The organism is Sphingobacterium wenxiniae (genome assembly GCF_900116225.1).
Taxonomy (GTDB): domain Bacteria; phylum Bacteroidota; class Bacteroidia; order Sphingobacteriales; family Sphingobacteriaceae; genus Sphingobacterium; species Sphingobacterium wenxiniae.
In genome coordinates, this window is record NZ_FOZZ01000009.1 from 58,909 (window position 1) to 77,828 (window position 18,920).

14 protein-coding genes are annotated in these 18,920 nt (G+C 42.5%); 6 read left to right on the forward strand and 8 right to left on the reverse strand.

The features are described 5' to 3' along the window. Window positions 1–202: 202 nt before the first annotated feature. From BM375_RS12340 to BM375_RS12355, 4 genes are all read left to right on the forward strand, one after another. Entirely contained in the window at window positions 203–535 is a 333-nt protein-coding gene (locus tag BM375_RS12340) for a PadR family transcriptional regulator (RefSeq protein ID WP_093366471.1), read from the forward strand. Between the two features lie 33 nt (window positions 536–568). Continuing rightward, window positions 569–2,284 (forward strand): PspC domain-containing protein, encoded by a 1,716-nt coding sequence (locus BM375_RS12345; protein ID WP_093366473.1) that lies wholly within the window; start codon window positions 569–571, stop codon window positions 2,282–2,284. 101 nt (window positions 2,285–2,385) lie between these two features. Next, the gene (locus tag BM375_RS12350) at window positions 2,386–4,803 is read left to right on the forward strand and encodes a TonB-dependent receptor domain-containing protein (RefSeq protein ID WP_093366474.1); all 2,418 of its coding nucleotides are present in this window, start codon (window positions 2,386–2,388) and stop codon (window positions 4,801–4,803) included. A 96-nt stretch (window positions 4,804–4,899) separates the two neighbouring features. Then, the gene (locus BM375_RS12355) at window positions 4,900–5,487 is read left to right on the forward strand and encodes an LOG family protein (RefSeq protein ID WP_093366614.1); all 588 of its coding nucleotides are present in this window, start codon (window positions 4,900–4,902) and stop codon (window positions 5,485–5,487) included. A 12-nt stretch (window positions 5,488–5,499) separates the two neighbouring features. Here BM375_RS12355 and uxaC read toward each other — a convergent pair whose 3' ends face one another. Continuing rightward, complete coding sequence (gene uxaC, locus BM375_RS12360; protein WP_093366476.1) at window positions 5,500–6,915, reverse strand: glucuronate isomerase; 1,416 nt, start codon at window positions 6,913–6,915, stop codon at window positions 5,500–5,502. Between the two features lie 134 nt (window positions 6,916–7,049). Here uxaC and BM375_RS12365 point away from each other — a divergent pair, with 134 nt between their 5' ends. Then, window positions 7,050–7,868 carry an SMP-30/gluconolactonase/LRE family protein gene (locus BM375_RS12365; RefSeq protein ID WP_093366477.1) on the forward strand — a complete coding sequence of 273 codons (819 nt, stop codon included), beginning with the start codon at window positions 7,050–7,052 and terminating at the stop codon, window positions 7,866–7,868. Between the two features lie 165 nt (window positions 7,869–8,033). Continuing rightward, window positions 8,034–9,332 carry a UDP-N-acetylmuramoyl-tripeptide--D-alanyl-D-alanine ligase gene (locus BM375_RS12370; RefSeq protein ID WP_093366479.1) on the forward strand — a complete coding sequence of 433 codons (1,299 nt, stop codon included), beginning with the start codon at window positions 8,034–8,036 and terminating at the stop codon, window positions 9,330–9,332. Between the two features lie 36 nt (window positions 9,333–9,368). Here the strand turns inward: BM375_RS12370 and BM375_RS12375 are convergent, their stop codons facing one another. The 7 genes from BM375_RS12375 to xseA all read right to left on the reverse strand — a co-directional run bounded on the left by BM375_RS12375 (window position 9,369) and on the right by xseA (window position 18,668). Further along, window positions 9,369–9,821, reverse strand: a complete 453-nt coding sequence (locus BM375_RS12375) for an RrF2 family transcriptional regulator (RefSeq protein WP_093366480.1) — start codon at window positions 9,819–9,821, stop codon at window positions 9,369–9,371. A gap of 54 nt (window positions 9,822–9,875) precedes the next feature. Then, entirely contained in the window at window positions 9,876–11,513 is a 1,638-nt protein-coding gene (pafA, locus tag BM375_RS12380; protein ID WP_093366482.1) for an alkaline phosphatase PafA, read from the reverse strand. A gap of 11 nt (window positions 11,514–11,524) precedes the next feature. Next, window positions 11,525–14,338 carry an excinuclease ABC subunit UvrA gene (uvrA, locus tag BM375_RS12385; RefSeq protein ID WP_093366483.1) on the reverse strand — a complete coding sequence of 938 codons (2,814 nt, stop codon included), beginning with the start codon at window positions 14,336–14,338 and terminating at the stop codon, window positions 11,525–11,527. A gap of 128 nt (window positions 14,339–14,466) precedes the next feature. Continuing rightward, window positions 14,467–15,621: a sialidase family protein gene (locus tag BM375_RS12390; protein WP_093366485.1), complete on the reverse strand. Its 1,155-nt coding sequence runs from the start codon at window positions 15,619–15,621 to the stop codon at window positions 14,467–14,469. Next, window positions 15,618–17,195 carry an NAD(P)H-hydrate dehydratase gene (locus BM375_RS12395; protein ID WP_093366486.1) on the reverse strand — a complete coding sequence of 526 codons (1,578 nt, stop codon included), beginning with the start codon at window positions 17,193–17,195 and terminating at the stop codon, window positions 15,618–15,620. Before BM375_RS12395 ends, BM375_RS12390 begins: the two co-directional genes overlap by 4 nt. After that, entirely contained in the window at window positions 17,158–17,406 is a 249-nt protein-coding gene (gene xseB / locus BM375_RS12400; RefSeq protein WP_093366488.1) for an exodeoxyribonuclease VII small subunit, read from the reverse strand. The genes BM375_RS12395 and xseB overlap by 38 nt, the downstream gene beginning before the upstream one ends. After that, entirely contained in the window at window positions 17,406–18,668 is a 1,263-nt protein-coding gene (gene xseA / locus BM375_RS12405; protein WP_093366489.1) for an exodeoxyribonuclease VII large subunit, read from the reverse strand. The genes xseB and xseA overlap by 1 nt, the downstream gene beginning before the upstream one ends. Between the last annotated feature and the right edge of the window lie 252 nt (window positions 18,669–18,920).

Genomic DNA, 18,920 nt, shown 5'->3' on the forward strand with positions numbered 1-18,920 from the left:
TTTCAAAGAAAATGTTCACAAACCTATATGGTTTCTATGTTTTTCTACTGAAATTTTAGGCCATAATTGTACCTGTTGGGTTTGTTTGTAAATTTTTAATAAAAATTATTTCGCTTATAATCAGGTAGTTATGTTTATTTTTTAATTTTTATAGTACTATGTATTGCATAGTACAGTATTAAACATATATCTTTGTATTGTTATGATAGCTGAAAATACACAAATCCAAATGAGGAAGGGGATACTGGAATACTGTATCCTTTCTATAATTTCCCGAGGGGAAATCTATGCCTCAGATATTATCAGCGAGTTGAAAAAGGCACAATTGCTGGTGGTGGAGGGGACATTATACCCGCTACTGACCAGATTAAAGAATAACGGACTCTTGAGCTATAACTGGAAAGAGTCCACTTCGGGGCCTCCTCGTAAATATTATCAGATTACAGACGAAGGGCGTCAAGTTTTGGAGCAACTGGACGTCACTTGGCGCGAACTGGTTTTCGCCGTGGAGACCTCTTTGGAAGGAAGAAATTAACGGAGACGTAAACATACAAAGCAAAACAAAGTCATGAACAAGACCATTATTATAAACATAAACAGCATTGTTTTTCACATTGAGGAGGATGCGTACGAGACGCTTCGGTCCTATATGATCGAAATCAAAAAGCACTTTGGGAATACTTCAGAGAGCAAGGAAATCCTGGAAGATATTGAGAACCGTATTGCTGAGATGTTCAGCGAGCGTATCGAGACAGGTAGAAAAGAAGTCATCAATTTAGAAGATGTGCAACAGGTTATCACGCAGATGGGGCGTGTTAGCGATTTCGAAGAAAGTGAGGAGAGTGCAGGCGAGAGCTATCAGCAATCAGAGAAAGAGGAGCAGCCTACAGATACGCATTTCGGCAAAAAGCTGATGCGTGACCCTGACGATAAAATTTTGGGTGGGGTTTGTAGTGGCTTGGCACATTATTTTGCTATGGATCCGCGGTGGATTCGTATTCTGTTGGTGCTTTTTGTATTGATTGGTGGATCCGGTTTTTTGGTGTATGCCGTATTGTGGATTGTGATGCCGGAGGCTACAACCCGTGCTGATAAAATGGCGATGCGTGGTGAAGCTCCGAATTTGCAGAACTTTAAAAGATCTTTCGATGAGGAAGCAAAGGGTTTTTCAGATAGCCTTTCGGGTGCGGGTGAACAAATCAGCAGAGGCGCACGTAAGGCAGGAACTGTCTTGGGAGGCTGTCTAGGTCTGATTGGCAAGTTGATCGCTTGGTTGATGCTGATTAATACTGGATTGAGTATTTTAGGACTTTTTATCTTCTATGTGTTCAACCTGATGAACCTGTTCGGTTTAGAAAACCCGATGTTCTTTCCGCCATTAGAAGTATTGACGAATGACGAAGCGCTTATAGCGTTGACCTTTGGCTTCCTCGCGATAATTATCCCATTTTTGGCTCTGTTCTTCCTGCTGGTGCGCATCTTGTTCAAAACCGACAAGATGAACAATTATGCGGCATTGACGATGTTTGCTGTTTGGATAGTTTCTGTTATTGGTGTTATTTACTATTGTGTTTATGCTGCGCAGGATTTCCGAGAAGAGAGCAAAATCAATGTACAGAAAAATATTAGCAAACAGGAGGTGTACTACTTTACGGAGAAGGATGTGCGTATTTTAGATACAAACGAGAAGGATTCTTTGAAATCAAAATTTAATATACAATTCGATGGTCAGGATTTTAGAAAATACCTACATGGTAATATCGGTATTCAATTTGAAAGTTTGGATTCTTTAGCACAGCCATATATCCAGTATAATTATTCGGCAAAAGGCAGAACCTATAACCTGGCTGCTGAACGTGCTGGTAATATTTTGTATGAAGCTGTACAAGAAGGAAACACAATTTTATTTCCAAGTCATTTTATTTTAAAAAATAATCCTTTGGAACGCGACCAATCCGTACGTTCTATCGTCTTCTTACCAGTCGGGTCTAAAGTTGTACTACATCGAGAGATTGAACATAAGCTGAGGGATATTTCTTATTATGATTGCTGGGTGAATTATCCGGATAACCATCAGCAAAAGTACACAGAGTGGGTAATGACAAAAACAGGTCTTGTATGTACAAAACAGGCTCCCGTAGAAAAAGAACAAGAAGAAAATGTAGAAGAGGTGAAAGCAACTAAAGAAGAAATTAAGCAAGACTCCGTTATCCGCATAGACGGTTCAAATTTGACTATTGAAGTAAAGGATAAGAAGGTCGAGATTAATACAAAGGAAGACTAAAAACAGATTAACACAACTATTTATATTTCATCTGGAGCTGTCTTGAAATGATGGATAACATCTTTTCGGATAGCTCCCGGGAAATCTTTTGACTAAAAACTATGAAAAAAATCTACCATTATTTATCCGTAACCTTATGTTTTCTATGGGTTACGATGAGCAGTTTTGCACAACAACATGATGTGACAGGGAAAATTGTTTCCGAAGATAATAACCCAATTGAAGGAGCTTCTGTTTACCTTTTAACTGCTAAATCCGAAGCGTTGATGAAAACGACACTTACAGATGAATCGGGGGGCTATACATTCAAAAATGTACCGCACGGCGAATTTATTGTACAAGTAACTTCCGTAGGCTTTCAATTATATAAATCCACGACTTTCTCATTGAACGATCAGGCCGTTAAAATGGATGCTATCATACTGAAACCAGAAGCCAAAACTATTGCAGAAGTAGCGGTGGAAGGGCGTGTACCTTTGGTTCAGCAGCGGGATGGAAAGTTGGTGCTTAATGTCGAAAATTCTACATTGGCAGCAGGGAATACAGCTTTTGAGGTGGTGCAACGGGCACCAGGTGTTAGCGTAGATAAAGACGAAAACCTACAGCTTATGGGGCAGGCAGGAATTAACGTGACCATTGATGGCCGCCAAACCTATATGTCGGGCGAGCAATTGACAGCATTATTAAAGTCCATGAATGGCGACCAAATAAAGAGCATTGAGGTGAGTACAACCCGGTCTGCAAAAGACGATGCTGAAGGAACGGTAGGCTCCATTAACATTGTGCTAAAGAAAAATCGTTTAGAAGGTTTTAACGGAACTTTTCAAGCCAGCGCGGGTTATGGTCGTCATGCAAGAGGCAACAGCTCATTGAACTTGAATTACAAAAAGGAGAATACGACAGTTTTTGGCTCTTATGGATTTACAAGGAATAAGAATCAGTATGATATTGATATTGAGCGTGTTATTCCTGCGGTGGAAGGCGACCGTGTTTTTAATCAGGATGCTACCATGAAAGAGCTTGATAAAACCCATAATTATAGGATTGGTGTGGAGCAGAAAACTTCTGATAGGAATACGATGGTGTTGCAGTTTTCAGGGATTAATGAAGTGGAAGATTCTGAGAACAGTAGTATTACGAATATCGGTTCCAGTTTACAATCCGTGGACTCAATCTTACATTCCAACTCCTTGCAGGACAGGCCGTTTAACCGCTATTCCTTGAACTTTAACAACGAATTAAAAGTAGATACACTTGGTGGAAAACTGGTTTTGGATTTGGATTGGAGTGCATTCCGTACCGATGCGGACAACCATTATGAGTACCGTACATATTTACCTGACGGCTCGTTAAAATATGATCCGGAACTGGAGTGGACGGGCACACCTGTGAAAATAGATATTTATGTCGGAAAACTGGACTTTACTAAGACTATCGGGAAGGCAAAATTTGAGTCCGGGCTGAAATACAGCAATGTAAAATCGGATAACGACCTGCAATTTGAGCATTTTGTCAACGGGCAATGGCAGGATTATGCCGGCCGGCCAAACCACTTTGTTTACACGGAACAAATCAGCGCAGGTTACATAGACTATAGCCAGGCATTTGGTAAAATGAGTGTGAAGTTGGGCTTGCGTGGAGAATATACGGTTTCAGATGGTCATTCCATTACGTTGGATAGCCGAGTGAAAAGGGATTACTTCGACATTTTCCCATCGGCAAATGTGGGTTATACTGTAAATGAGAACCATGTGCTATCGCTGAGTTATGCAAGAAAGGTGTCCAGACCAAATTACCGCTTTTTAAATCCTTTTGAGTACTTTATTGATAAATTCACTTCGCAGCGTGGTAATCCTTATCTGAATCCGCAATATACGAACGGCATTACATTGAACTATACCGCCTTTAAGATGTTTAACTTCACTTTGGGAACGGATATTAGTAGGGATGCTATCGTGGAGAGCCTTGATCAGGATTCGGTGTCGGGTAAAGCCTGGGTGACACGGGATAACCTTGGGGAATCGACCACATCGTATCTGAATATCAATGCACCATTCCGGATAGGCAAGTTCTGGACGATGAACAATAATTTGACAACAATTTATATGACATTCAAAGGGCCGATAGCGGGTTCTTATATCAATGATGGTTCTGTGTTTTTCCAAGGAAGAAGTATGAACAACTTTAGAATATCCCCCGCTTTCTCAGCGGAGATGTCCGTTAACTACAGCAGTCCATTTCTGTACAATGTATACAGGATACATGCGCGCTGGGGGATGGATTTAGGGGTGAATTATAACTTCAAGGAAGGACGGCATTCTTTGAAATTAGCTGGTACGGATATTTTCAGAACCCAGAAAAACAATCTATCAACGGATTTTGCTTCATACAATGCGAAGATTCGTCAATATCATGATAGTCGTTCTATTCGTCTGACCTATACATACAAATTCGGTAACCTCAAACAGCAGATGAGAAGAAATGGTGGCGACTCGGAAGAGAAAAGCCGGGCCATGTAAGGAATATGTTTTGTTTATATGTTTAGTTTTTACCGCAGGAGGAATTTCTGCGGTATTTTTTTATCTTGTGGGGAAGAAAATATAGAGTTTTTTGATATGGCATTGAGAAGTATAGTTGTTTTTTGTGCATCCAGCTTGGGTAGTAAACAAGTGTTCAGTGAAGAGGCAACACACGTAGGCCGGACATTTGCTGTTCGAGGCATTACGCTGGTGTATGGGGGTGGTAAAGTAGGATTGATGGGGGCCGTGGCGAATGGAGCTTTAGAAGCCGGAGGAAAGGTTGTCGGTATTATTCCGCACTTCCTCAATTCTAAAGAAAGGGAGCATAATGGTGTTACGGAGCTAATAACCGTAGAGAGTATGCACGACAGGAAGAGAATCATGAATGAACGAAGTGACGGCATCATCGCACTGCCAGGTGGTTTTGGTACAATGGAGGAGTTGTTCGAGATGATTACTTGGGCGCAGTTAGGTCTGCACCAAAAGCCTGTTGGTCTGTTAAATACAGATGGCTTTTACGACCATCTCTTGGCTTTTATAGACAATATGGTGGAATCGGAACTGTTGAAAAAGGGAAACCGCGAGATGTTGCTTGTCGCGGATACCATTGAAGAGCTTCTGGAAAAAATGGAGAATTATAAAGCGCCTGATGTTCCAAAGTGGATACAGGAAGAGGAAATTTAATGATTCAGCGGTTTAAACCGCTGAATCATTAAAAGGGAAATAATTTTTCGCGTTATGGTAACAGATGTCTGCAATCATACTACCGATCCACGGAATATCGTTGGGTATTAAACCTTTCTGTATGTCTTCAGCAAAAATGTTGCAGAGCAATCTTCGGAAATACTCATGTCTTGGAAAAGATAGAAAACTGCGGGAATCCGTTAACATCCCTATAAATCGACTGATTAGACCGATGTTGGATAATGCGTTGATTTGTTTGGTCATGCCATCGAGTTGGTCGTGAAACCACCAAGCTGAACCAAATTGTATCTTGCCGACTACAGAACCATCGTTAAAGTTCCCGGTCATAGCCGCAAAAAGGTCGTTGTCTACGGCATTGAGGTTATAAAGAATAGTCTTCGCCAATTTATTTTCTTTATCCAGCCGATCCAGAAACCTTACTAAGGCTTCTCCTTGCTTGAAGTCTCCAATACTATCCCAACCCGTGTCAGCACCTAATTCGTTGAACTTTCTGGAGTTGGTATTACGGAAAGCCCCTACATGATACTGCTGTACCCAGCCTTTTTCATGATCCCATTCCGCAAAATAGACCAACATGGCCGATTTGAATTTATTGCATTCCTCGGTTGTGATGAGCTCCTGTTTCCGTATTTTCTGAAATATCTGCGCGACTTCGTCTTCTGTATAATCATCAGCATAGAGATGGGACAATCCGTGGTCGGACACACAGCAACCTTGCGTGGCAAAAAAATCATGACGTGCTTTCAATGCGTCGAGGTATGTTTGGAAATCCGATATTTCCCGATTGGAGACTTCCGCCAGCTTATCGATATACGTATTAAAGACCTGCGGTTGTTCTGTCTGCATCGCTTTGTCCGGGCGGAAAGCTGGAAACATCTGGAAACTACTTTGTTCTTGGGCAAAAGTCTGGTGATGGATTAAGCTGTCAATGGGATCATCTGTTGTACATATCACTTTAACATTCATCTGCTGAAGTAAGTCCCTTGTGCTGTGCGTCTCCGCCTGCAATTGTGCAGAGGCTTGCTCGTAGATGTTTTCTGCGGTTTTGGGCGACAACAATTCCGTTATGCCAAAATAACGTTGCAATTCTAAATGTGTCCAATGATACAGTGGATTGCGAACAGTATAGGGAACCGTTTCTGCCCATTTCAGAAACTTTTCTTTGTCCGAAGCCTGTCCCGTGATATAATGCTCATCTATGCCATTTGCGCGCATAGCCCGCCATTTGTAATGGTCGCCATATAACCAGGCTTGAGTGAGATTCTCAAACTTTTTATTTTCTGCTACTTCCTGAGGGGATAAATGGTTGTGATAATCGATAATTGGTTGAGATTTGGCATAATTATGAAACAAATCTTCTGCTATATCGTTATGTAATAAAAAGTTATCGTCTAAAAAATTCTGCATGTTTTGTGGAAACGTCGTTTTAATTTGTTTAAAAATTGGAAATTTTATTAATAAATGCCGTATCTTAAACCATATTTTTTTACGAAAACGATTGTCGGGGACGATTTTAATTGAAGGTTTTTAGCAGATTTATTATGAAGAAATTAGTACTTGCCTGCGTTGCTTCTTTGTTGAGCGCATCGCTTTTTGCACAGAAACAACTTGCCCCGCTATGGGAAACAAAGGATTTACCAACGCCTGAATCTGTTCTTTATTCGGGTTCTAACAACGTATTGTACGTGTCATTAATTGATGGAGATGGGAGTGCGAAAGACGGGAAAGGTGGTGTAGCTCTATTGAATCCGGACGGAAGCATAAAAGATAAGGAGTGGGTAACTGAACTGGATGCGCCTAAGGGATTGGCATTATACAAGGATTTGTTGTACGTAGCGGACATTACCAAAATGGTGGTGATTGACATCATCACCGGGAATGTTATCAATGAAATTGAAGTTCCGGGATCGACTTTCCTAAATGATGTAACTGTGGATGACAACGGCGTGGTTTATGTTTCGGACACGCGGGAAAACAAAATATATACATTGCGCAATGACCAGCCACAACTGTTTCTTGACAACACCACTGCCGTCAATGGGCTGAAGTTTGTCGATGGTTTCCTGTATGCTTTAGTTGGTCCGGAATTGTGGAAAATTGATGCTCAAAAGAACCATACGGTAATTGCCAAAGGTTTTGAACTGGGTGGGGATGGATTGGAACCTGTCGGAAATGGTGATTTTCTGGTGACCTGCTGGGGCGGTTTGGTGTATTATGTGAAAGCTAATGGCGAGTTTGAAAAGCTGTTAGATGTTCGAGGTAAGATGAATACGGCAGATTTAGGTTATGACGCGAAGACGAAAAAAGTTTATATCCCGACTTTTAATAACAATAGTGTAAAGGCTTTTCAATTGAAGTGATAAATCTGTTGAAGACTTCCGAAGTTTCACTTTGAATTGTGGATAATGTGACATTTGGGATCTGGGTTTTCAGAAACTTCGGAAGTCTACTATATCTGATTACAGGCAACTATCAATTTCCCATATCCATCCTCTAATCTGACCACTTATTACTACTTTTGCGTTATGCATATTGATGAGCTTTACAGACTGTACCGACAATACCCTAGGGTTTGTACCGATACCCGGAATATTCTTCCTGACAGTATTTTCTTTGCTTTAAAAGGCGAACGGTTTAACGCGAATACTTTTGCGGAAGAGGCTTTGTCTTTGGGGGCAAGATATGTCGTTATTGACGAAGCGCAATACCAGAAGGATGAACGTTATATCCTGGTGGACGATGTGTTGCAGGCATTACAGCAACTGGCGAATCATCACCGCAAGCAATTGCATATTCCGTTTATAGGTGTAACCGGGACGAATGGTAAGACAACCACAAAAGAGCTGTTGTACGCGGTGCTGTCGCAGAAGTTCCGTGTATTAGCTACAAAAGGAAATCTCAACAATCATATAGGCGTGCCGTTGACCTTGCTGTCTATTAGCGAGGATGTAGAAGCGGCGATTATCGAAATGGGAGCAAACCATCCTGAAGAAATTGCTTTTTTATGTGGTTTGGCAGAACCTACACACGGTTTGATTACCAATGTGGGAAAAGCACATCTGGAAGGTTTTGGTTCTTTTGAAGGCGTGAAAAAGACCAAAGGCGAGCTATATGATTACTTGAAATCGCATGATGGTGTTCTATTTTTGCAGGCGGATAATGCTCACCTGGTTGAAATGGAGCAAGCACGTGGGGTAAATAAGGTCGTGCGGTATGGTTTTTCGGAAGGTAATGATATTATCGGCAGACTGGAGATCGCTAATCCCTTTCTAACTGTTTCCTGGCATAAAAATGGAGGAACGGATTATAAGATTACGACACATCTTACCGGTTCGTATAATACGGAAAATATATTAGCGGCTGTGGCGGTAGGAGATTATTTTGGATTGACAGCAACGGAGATTAATGCCGGAGTAGAAGGCTATGTCCCGACAAACAACCGCTCACAGATTACGAAAACTGCGGACAATACTGTTATTGCCGATTACTACAATGCGAACGCTAGCAGTATGGCCGCGGCATTGGATAATATAGCCGTGATCGCAGGGAATAAGAAAGTGATTATCCTCGGTGATATGTTTGAGATGGGGGAAGAGTCCACCGAAGAGCATCGTAAAGTCATTGAGAAGGCTTTATCGTTGGGTGTAGACCGAGTTATCTTTGTCGGAAAGGCTTTTTATGCACAGCGTAATGATGCGGCACAATTCTATGAAACAACAGAAGAAGCGAAGACGGCTTTGATTGAGAAACCCTTAAAGGGCTGTATGGTTCTGCTGAAAGCTTCGCGAGGGATGGCTTTTGAGAAGTTGATGGAGGTGTTGTAAAAAGATGGGGCATTTTAATTAAAATGCCCCATCTTTTTAGAGTTTTATATGTGAACTATCCAATGATAATTCTGTTTCTTTATTGATAAGGTGGGCGATACTTGTATCATTGAGTATTTGCAACATTGCGTTACGGACTTCTACAAAAGTATCGCGAATACCACAGGCGCCTTCTTCAATACACTCTTCGCAAGAACGGTAGAAATTCAAACTCACACAGGGCAACAAGGCAATCGGCCCATCAATTAAACGCATTACCTGCGAAAGAAAGATATCTTCCGGAGCTTTGTTTAGACTATAACCTCCACCTGCCCCTTTTTTGGAGTAGAGCATGCCGGCATTTCGCATTTCCAGAAGAATTTGCTCTAAGAATTTTTTAGGAATACGTTCCTCTTCGGCAATCTTTACGATCTGCATAGGTTCTTTGCCGTAGTTGCGACCTAAAACCATCAGTGCCTTAATGGCGTACTTTGTCTTCTTAGAAAGCATAGTTTATCCTTTTTGTTAATTTGTGCTCTTCCTGCAAAGATACGCAATTTACGCCTATTGTCCTAAGACCTCTACGATGGGCTTCCCAATGCTTCCGTTTGGTTCTGCGATATGTAGCAAAGCGGCGATAGTAGGGGCAATATCCGTGATATGTGTCTCCTTGTTGGTAACGCCATGTTGTACACCCCAGCCCATAAACACTAAAGGTATATGCGAGTCATAAGGCGTCCAGGTCCCGTGGGTTGTTCCCGTGGAACGTGGTGTGCCATCGTACCATTGTGGTTCGGTTATGACTTGTATAGCGCCGCTGTTTTTACGGTTATAGCCGTTAATGATTTTTTCGCGTATAGGTAGCGGTAGCATCATGTTTTCTCCGCTTTCTACGTCCACTACATAAGCTACACCTTCTGCATCTTTAAGCTGTTTGATGATTTCTTTTTTAATTTTTCCCTCGTCTAGCTGTGCGGCTTCAATAGCGTCATAATTGAGATGCACTTGATAGTTCATCAGGCTACGGACTAATTTTTCATGTCCAAATTTTTCGGCTAAATGTTCATTTAACTCACGTAGGTGCTGGCGGGCAAAGAAATAGCCACCATTTCCTCGCTGATCCATATAAAAGCGTGGGTTAAAGGATGCAGCATGGTCAGCAGTTAAGAAGAAGGTATAGTTGCCCTTGCCTACAGTTTTATCCAAATAGTTCAGCATTTCTGCCAACTCCTGATCTAGTCGTAGATAGATGTCTTCAATCTCCACAGAGGAAAGAGAGTAACGATGCCCAACATAATCTGTCGCCGATAGGCTCACACATAGAAAATCCGTAGCTCCCGTCGGGTTGTGCCCTAATTTTTCGTTCTGTATGGCTGCTTTGGCTAAGTCTAATGTCAGGGTATTGCCTGCGGGTGTTGTTTTAATTAATTCATAACCGGCATCTTTCATGAGTTCGGATGTTTTGCGAGGCAGTGTGGGGGTCTCTTCTCCAGCCCATTTCCCTTCATAGTCGTTGTCATCGGCAATACTATTTTTATAGGTGCCAATAGGATAAAGTGGGGGCCAATCTTGTTTCAAGTATTTATCGGCCAGTTTCTGGCTGTTAAAATCATTTACCCATTTTGGAAGCTCCTCCATATAATAAGTGGAACTTATCCAATTGCCGGATTTGCTTTCAAACCAATAGGCTGCGTCGGCAAAATGTCCTGCGGGAAGGATACCCCCGCGATCTTTGATGGCAATACCAATAACTTTGGATTGAAAATTCGTTGCCAATTTTAGCTCATCCGTAACGGTCGATGCCAAAAGGTTTCTCGGGGATTGCTTTCCTTCGGTCTCGGATGTACCTACACCGTTTACATAATCATCCTGTGTGCAGTACATGGCTTGCCCAGTCTTTTGGATAATCCAGTCGTTACTGGCGATACCGTGTATGGATGGTACAGAACCTGTATAAACGGAACTATGCCCGATTGCCGTGAAGGTAGGGACATAGTTGATGACGTTATTTTCGCAGGAAAAACCTTCGTTTAGCAAACGGTTAAAGCCATCTGCTCCATAACGGTCGGCAAAACGATAAAGATAGTCCCAACGCATTTGGTCGACCATTAGACCAACGACCAATTTTGGTCGTGCAGGTTGGGCGGACGCAGAAAGGAACAACCCAACACCCAACAAACCGGATATAAATGATTTCCACATGAGATTTTTGTTTAAGTTTGAGAAGTTAAATGTAAGTGATTTTTCAGAAACTTTCCTGTATAAGATTCGTTACATTCAGCCAATTTTTCTGGTGTGCCTTCAAAAACAACCACTCCGCCGTTATTCCCCCCTTCTGGACCAATATCGATTACCCAATCGGCTGATTTAATCATTTCCATGTTGTGCTCGATAACCAAAATGCTGTTGTCCAATGCAATCAATGCATCAAATGCTTTAAGAAGCTTCTGGATATCGTGAAAATGTAGCCCTGTTGTAGGCTCATCAAAAATGAATAACGTTTTTTTGCTGTTATTGCCTTTGATAAGGAAAGATGCCAACTTAATCCGTTGTGCTTCTCCGCCCGAGAGGGTGCTGGAGGGTTGTCCGAGTTTCACATAGCCTAATCCTACATCCTGTAAAGGTTTGATTTTAGCCAATATCTTCGGTTGATCCTCAAAGAATAATATAGCTTCATCAACACTCATGTCCAGAATGTCCGATACAGACTTTTCTTTATAGACGACGTCAAGCACATGTTGTTTAAATCGCTTGCCGCCACAGGCTTCACATGGCAGCACAATGTCAGCCATAAATTGCATTTCTATCTTGACCTCGCCATCACCTTGGCAGACATCGCAACGCCCCCCTTCCACATTGAATGAGAAGGCTGCAGGCTTAAGCCCCCCAGCCTTAGCGGCAGGGAGAGCCGCATATACAGCACGGATTTCGTCCCAGCCTTTGACATAAGTCACCGGATTGGAACGCGAAGAACGACCTATTGGGTTTTGATCCACTAATTCCACTTGTTCCACGCGGTTTACATCGCCTTCCAGCGCATCAAATATACCTGTTTGCTCTCCTGTATAATTACCAATGGCTTTCTGTATGGCTGGATATAAAATACGTTTAACCAAGGAGGTTTTTCCCGAGCCGGAGACACCTGAGACAACGGTGAAAACATTTAGGGGGAAGGTCACATCGATGCCTTTCAAGTTGTTTTCCCGGGCCCCTTTTATCTTTAGGCTGTCTGTCCATTTTCTGCGAGAGAAAGGAACAGGAATTGTCAAATCGCCGTTAAGATATTTGCCTGTCAGGCTTTTTTCATCTTGCAGGATTTCCTGATACGTACCTGCAAATACTAGCTCGCCACCGTTAATTCCAGCCTCAGGACCAATATCAACAAGATAATCCGCGGCTTCCATCATCTCTTGCTCATGTTCCACAACGATAACGGTATTTCCTATATCTCGAAGAGATTTCAAAACACCAATCAAGCGCTGTGTATCGCGTGGATGTAAACCTATACTGGGTTCGTCCAGTACGTAGATAGAGCCTACAAGCGAACTGCCCAAGGACGTGGCTAAATTGATGCGTTGGGATTCTCCTCCCGAAAGCGTATTGCTCAATCGGTTCAATGTGAGATAGCTCAATCCAACATCGCACAAGAATTGTATGCGACTCACGATTTCGGCTAGTAGTCTTTTCGCGATGCGTTGTTCGCTTTCTGTTAAGCTAAGCTGTTGAAAAAATGCTAAGGCCTCCTGCAGGGGGAGTAGCACAATATCGGTAATGGATTGACCATTGATTTTTACGTACGAAGCATCTTTTCGTAGTCGGGAACCTTTACAGTCTGGGCAATATGTTTTTCCGCGATACCGGGACAACATAACCCGATACTGGATTTTATAAGTTTGTTGCTCTAAATCTTCAAAAAAAGCATTTAAGCCTCCGAAATAAGAGTTGCCTGTCCAAAGCAGCTCCTGTTGAGCAGGTGTGAGATCGCCATACGCCCGATGGATGGGAAAATCAAACTTAAGTGCATTTTTCACCAAACGATCTAACCACATCCCCATTTTTTCACCACGCCAAGGAGCTATGGCTCCATCGTATACAGATTTGCTTTTGTCTGGAATGACCAAGTCTCGGTCTATGCCGATAACCTTGCCATAGCCTTCACAGCGTTTACATGCGCCATAAGGATTGTTGAAACTGAAAAAATTGGGTGTAGGTTCTTCGAAGGTGATGCCGTCCAATTCAAATTTATCAGAATAGTGGTGGCGTTCGCCGTCGATGTCCACATAGCAGCTTCCTTTTCCCTCAAACAAAGCTGTTTGTAAAGAGTCGGCGATACGGCTTAGGGTGTCATCTTCCTTATCCAAACGGATGCGGTCTACAACGATTTCTACTTCACCTGTTTTGAAGTCTTTGTTCTTGATGGAAGTATCTTCAATGATGCTCTCTATTTTCTGTATTTTGCCCTCAAATGAGATCCTTACAAAACCCTTTTGCAGTAAAATAGATAACTCTTCCTTTAGCTTACGGCCGTTTAAAGGTGTAAGTTCGGCGAAAATGGTGATGGTTGTATCTTCGGGATAGTTGCTGAGTTCGTCCACAATGGAAGACACGGAATCTTTGGTGACCTCTTTACCGGATATAGGAGAAATAGTTTTGCCGATACGGGCAAAAAGCAGTTTTAAATAATCGTATATTTCCGTTGAAGTTCCTACCGTAGAACGAGGGTTTGAAGTGATCACTTTTTGTTCAATGGCAATCGCGGGGGCGATGCCTTTGATATAGTCGACCTCGGGTTTGTTCATCCTGCCCATAAACTGGCGGGCGTAAGAAGACAAACTTTCGACATAGCGTCGCTGCCCTTCGGCATATAGGGTGTCAAACGCCAAAGAAGATTTTCCGGAACCGGACATCCCTGTAATGACGATCAACTTGTTTTTAGGGATGTCCACGTCAATATTTTTAAGGTTATTGACCAGTGCCCCCTTAATCTGAATATATGATTTCGCGTTTACCGCAGATTTTTTTGACATAGCTTACAAAGGTACGGAAATATTCACGCTTATTATTTCATTCGACTTATCTTGTTCAGGATAAAAGTGTTTGGGGGGGGGTATAAGAATATGATGTTAGGATAGACGGAGAGCTTGAGCGACAACGCCTACCTCACTTTCTCCACTGTAAAAACAATAGTCTCATAATTGTCCTTTTCATAGAGTATACCTACCCGATTCTTTTTCATCAATACGATGTCAGAATAGGCCGCATAAGCACCTTTATAACCGTCTGGTGCTTTGGCAATGGTCTTGTTGTAATACCAGGTCTTTCCTTTATCCTTAGAAAGGCGAAGTGTCAGATTATCTCTGTTTTTCTCGTCGGAGGCATTACAGACCGCAAGGATATATTTTTTGCCTTTTTTCCATGAGAGCGTGCTTCCCTGATTAATAGGGTCGGGGAGATTCCTATCGTAGAAAGTTGTGTCCCAGGTTGCGCCACCATCGCTGGAATAGCTAACGATGCGGTTGCGGACATTGCCTTGCTGGTTGCGGGTGTTCATGTACAGTTCTGTGTCGGAGATCTGGGCAGCCATAGTTTCGTTTCCTCCCTCGAAAGTAATCTTATCAGATAGATGGAAGCTCTGGCCATGATTGTCCGAATAGTAGGCGTGGGCAAAATAATCCTTGCCCGCCTCTTTGGGATTGCCAGAGGAGTGATTGGCAGGAATATATAGACGGCCTTTGTACTTTCCCGAATCAAATTGCAAGGCATGCCCGGGTGTATTGGCATAAGCACGCCAATCTTCGGCAAATGTGTAGGTCGGGTCAGATGCTGGTTGGTTAGGTCGGTGAACCTGTGCTGTGATGTTTATCGGTTCCGACCAGGTATTCGCACCGTCTGTCGATGTGATATACCATACTTCGCGTAATCCCTTTCCTGCTCTGACCTCGTGTTCATGATCATTACCGGTGTTGTAAAACAGGAAGATACGTCCCTGTGGGTATTTTGGGTCCAATAGATCAACCACCGGAGCAGCATTACCAGCTTGTAGTTGGTCATAATCTGCAGCGATTTGTAGTTTCCCCCATGTCTTGCCTTTGTCTTTGCTAATTTTGTAAACAAGATCCACATTGCCATAATCTCCCGCATGGTCTACGCGTCCTTCGGCAAAGGCGATAAGTTCACCCGCCTTGTTTTTGATAATGGCTGGGATGCGGTAACTGGCATAGCCATCATCGCCTGACTTGAATACAGTTACTTCTTGTGCGTGTAACAGTAGTGATGTTATTACGGTAATAAATAGAAGTAATTTTTTCATCTTGTACAGTTTTGGTTATATAGATATCTCCATGCACTTGAGGTATATGCTATAATATCTGAGGCAATCAGACTGTGTGGATGTATTTGTTGAATAGCCAAATCTCCAGCTAAACCATGGAGAAAAACGCCAAGTATAGTAGCCTGTTCGGGCGTATATTTTTGCGCTAATAAAGAGGTGAGTATCCCAGTGAGTGTATCGCCACTGCCAGCTGTTGCCATCCCCCAATTTCCGGTAGAATTGAAGTAAATATCTCCGTGAGGTAATACAATTGCACTATTTGCTCCTTTTATAAGAACGATGGACTTATATTTTGAAGCGAATACTCTTACCTTCTGCAATTTGTTAAAATCATCAGTCCATGGGCCAATCAACCTTTCCAGTTCTTTGGGATGTGGCGTTAGTATGCTTCCCTCAGGTAATAGTGTTAACCAGTCGGGGTGGAAAGAGAGTATATTGAGTGCATCAGCATCTAAAACCAAACTAGGCTTATTAATCAGTTGACCGATACTTGCTAACAGGCTATGTAAAAAGCCCTGGGCTTCGATGGACGTACCCATACCGATGCCTACACCGAGGGCCGTATAAGTCGAAAGGTTCTCAGGTGGGATAGATAGTGTTCGCTCTTTGTCATCGGTCATGAGCATTGCCTCAGGGAACGCTGTTTGCAGTACAGTATAACCACAACGGGGAATATAACAGGAGACGAGTCCACAACCGGCGCGAAGGGCTGCTTTGCTGCTCAATACCATAGCCCCCATCTTACCAAAACTACCTCCAAGAATTAAAGCATGTCCAAAAGTTCCCTTATGGGAAAAGTGTGATGGTTTGCGAATGCTCTGCTTTACATAATCGATTGTGATATAGTGGTAGCTGCTATGTTGTTGTGCTATAGCTATAGGGCTTAGGTTAATGTCCAAGACAGTCACGATACCGATGTACTCCCCATTTGCTGGTTGGAGTAGGGCTAGTTTTGGACTTTGAAAAGTGTAGGTATAATCTGCCTTGATAATGGGGCTTTGTGTGTCTGTATGTTGGTCTGCTTGAAGGCCTGAGGGCATATTAATAGCAACGACGGTATTGGGTAGAGTGTTGATGCTATCTATAAGAAATGCCCAATCTGCGGATAGTGGTCGAGAAAGCCCATAGCCATACAGAGCATCTATAACAATGGCATTCGGGGAAATGGACAACCGTTCATCTATATGGAAGGACCTAATCATTATGTCATGCTCTGCGCATCTTTGCTGATTGATAATGTTATCGGAAGAGTATTGCTGATGCAGTTGGAGAAAGATGGTAACATCAGTCCCTTGCTCAGTTAGTAATCTGGCTATAGCCAAACCATCCCCGCCGTTATTTCCAATGCCACAAAGTATAACAAAAGAGGTCTGAGAAGTGTCGAAATCTTTGTTGAGTTGCCTTACGACAGCTGTGGAAGCTGTTTCCATTAAATCAATGGACAGAAAACCTTCCTCTTGTATCGTTTGTTTGTCAACGACTTTCATTTGCTCAGCACTGAGGACTTTCATGGCGCTATTCCTCTTCGTCGCTGTTGGTAAATTCTTCTTCATCCGCTTTTTCTTCTTCCATGGTAAGCTTACTTAAAAGCTTCTCTACTTCAGCTTCGGAGGCCATGAGTTTAGCTTTGCAGATGGTGATGAGCTCGGATGCACGTTGGATTTTCTCCGTTAACTCATCTATATTGGTCTCGCCGGTTTCGATTTCGCTAACGATACGTTGTAGCTCGTTGAATGCGTCGATATATGTATAGTTTGTTTCCATTATGTTGACTTCTTTTGAGTGACTTTACTGTTGATTTTTCCATCATGAACCCAAGTTTCGATGTCGTCATTTTCCTGTATCTGCTCGATACTGGTAATCGCTTTACCATTGATCTTTGTAATACTAAAACCGCGTCTAAGCAATTGGGTAGGATTCGCCATGTTAACGATACGACTGAGGTGTGCCAATTCGGAAAACCGATCCTTTAAAAGCTGACGACTGAAGAGTTGTAAGCGCTGTTCTATATTGGCAAGTTTATTTTTCTCGGATGATAATAAGGACTTTCCGTTCCAGTTCAGGGATTGGGAAATCTGTTGCAAGCGATTTTCTTGTTGTTGGAAAATGGCTTGGCAGGCTAGGATAATCCGTTGCTTGGCTTCATCCGTTGGTATGGCGAAATTATGGAACTTCTGGATAAGGAAATCAGCTAGTTCACTGGGAGTGATCGCATTTTTGTATGCCACCATTTCACTTACTGTTTCGTTGGTGGAATGACCAATACCCGTCAGTACAGGGATAGGGAATATTGCGATAGATTTGGCTAACAGATAGTTATTGTAAGACGAAAGTCCGACATCTCCACCACCACCGCGGATAATGGCAACAGCGTCGTATTCCTCTATTCTCTCTGCAATGACCTTCAACTGGTTGATAATTGAAGCGATGGATTTATCGCCTTGCAACAAAGCAGGATACAAGGTGCATTCCAAGAGGTATCCCCAAGGGTTATTGCGTATAATCTTAAAGAAATCGGACAACCCTTTGCTAGTTTCTACGGATATGATAGCCAGACGTTTTGGAATCAAAGGAAAAGGCAGTCTTTTGTTGGCATCAAAAAGTCCTTCCGTTTGCAGTCTCAGGATACTTTCCCGTTTCTCTTTTTCCAGTTCTCCCAAGACGAAAGTCGGGTCGATGTCTACAATTTTGAGACTTAGACCATACATCGGGTCGTAGGATATACCTGCTTGGAAAAGGATGGTTATGCCTTCTCGGAGCGGCTCCTGCAATATTTTTATAAAATGCTGATTAATCCGCTGATAGTCCGTCTTCCAAAGAATAGAACGCATTTCTGAGATAACTTTGCCTTCTTTCTTCTCGACCAGTTCGGGATAACAATGTCCGGAATGCGTATAATGGTTGAGTTTATTCATTTCTGCTTTTATCCAATAGAGGCTCTTGTAGCGATCCGCAATAGTTTTTTGGATGCTTCGCGCAACTTCGGAAAGCGTGAAAATAGTTTTATTGTCTATCACCTCGGGCATAATCCAAACTTAACGAAATTTATGGTTATTGGCAATAGGGGGGCTTGTCGCTCAAGTTTCCGAAAGCATTAGTATCTGCGTCAAGATAAGAGTGTCTGCTTTATTATCCTCTCCCCAGCCCTCTCCAAAGGAGTGGGGGTATATAGTTTGCTACCTGTCTAACTATCAAGGAAACTAATTGGTTTCCCTCTCCTTTGGAGAGGGATTAAGGGTGAGGACTATAAAAGAATCCTTACAAAAGGATGCAAAAAC

Excerpts from the sequence above, each read along its gene's own strand:
- BM375_RS12340 (WP_093366471.1), top strand. The coding sequence starts at position 203 with ATGATAGCTGAAAATACACAAATCCAAATGAGGAAGGGGATACTGGAA.
- BM375_RS12345 (WP_093366473.1), top strand. The coding sequence starts at position 569 with ATGAACAAGACCATTATTATAAACATAAACAGCATTGTTTTTCACATT.
- BM375_RS12350 (WP_093366474.1), top strand. The coding sequence starts at position 2,386 with ATGAAAAAAATCTACCATTATTTATCCGTAACCTTATGTTTTCTATGG.
- BM375_RS12355 (WP_093366614.1), top strand. The coding sequence starts at position 4,900 with ATGGCATTGAGAAGTATAGTTGTTTTTTGTGCATCCAGCTTGGGTAGT.
- uxaC (WP_093366476.1), bottom strand. The coding sequence starts at position 6,915 with ATGCAGAATTTTTTAGACGATAACTTTTTATTACATAACGATATAGCA.
- BM375_RS12365 (WP_093366477.1), top strand. The coding sequence starts at position 7,050 with ATGAAGAAATTAGTACTTGCCTGCGTTGCTTCTTTGTTGAGCGCATCG.
- BM375_RS12370 (WP_093366479.1), top strand. The coding sequence starts at position 8,034 with ATGCATATTGATGAGCTTTACAGACTGTACCGACAATACCCTAGGGTT.
- BM375_RS12375 (WP_093366480.1), bottom strand. The coding sequence starts at position 9,821 with ATGCTTTCTAAGAAGACAAAGTACGCCATTAAGGCACTGATGGTTTTA.
- pafA (WP_093366482.1), bottom strand. The coding sequence starts at position 11,513 with ATGTGGAAATCATTTATATCCGGTTTGTTGGGTGTTGGGTTGTTCCTT.
- uvrA (WP_093366483.1), bottom strand. The coding sequence starts at position 14,338 with ATGTCAAAAAAATCTGCGGTAAACGCGAAATCATATATTCAGATTAAG.
- BM375_RS12390 (WP_093366485.1), bottom strand. The coding sequence starts at position 15,621 with ATGAAAAAATTACTTCTATTTATTACCGTAATAACATCACTACTGTTA.
- BM375_RS12395 (WP_093366486.1), bottom strand. The coding sequence starts at position 17,195 with ATGAAGAAGAATTTACCAACAGCGACGAAGAGGAATAGCGCCATGAAA.
- xseB (WP_093366488.1), bottom strand. The coding sequence starts at position 17,406 with ATGGAAACAAACTATACATATATCGACGCATTCAACGAGCTACAACGT.
- xseA (WP_093366489.1), bottom strand. The coding sequence starts at position 18,668 with ATGCCCGAGGTGATAGACAATAAAACTATTTTCACGCTTTCCGAAGTT.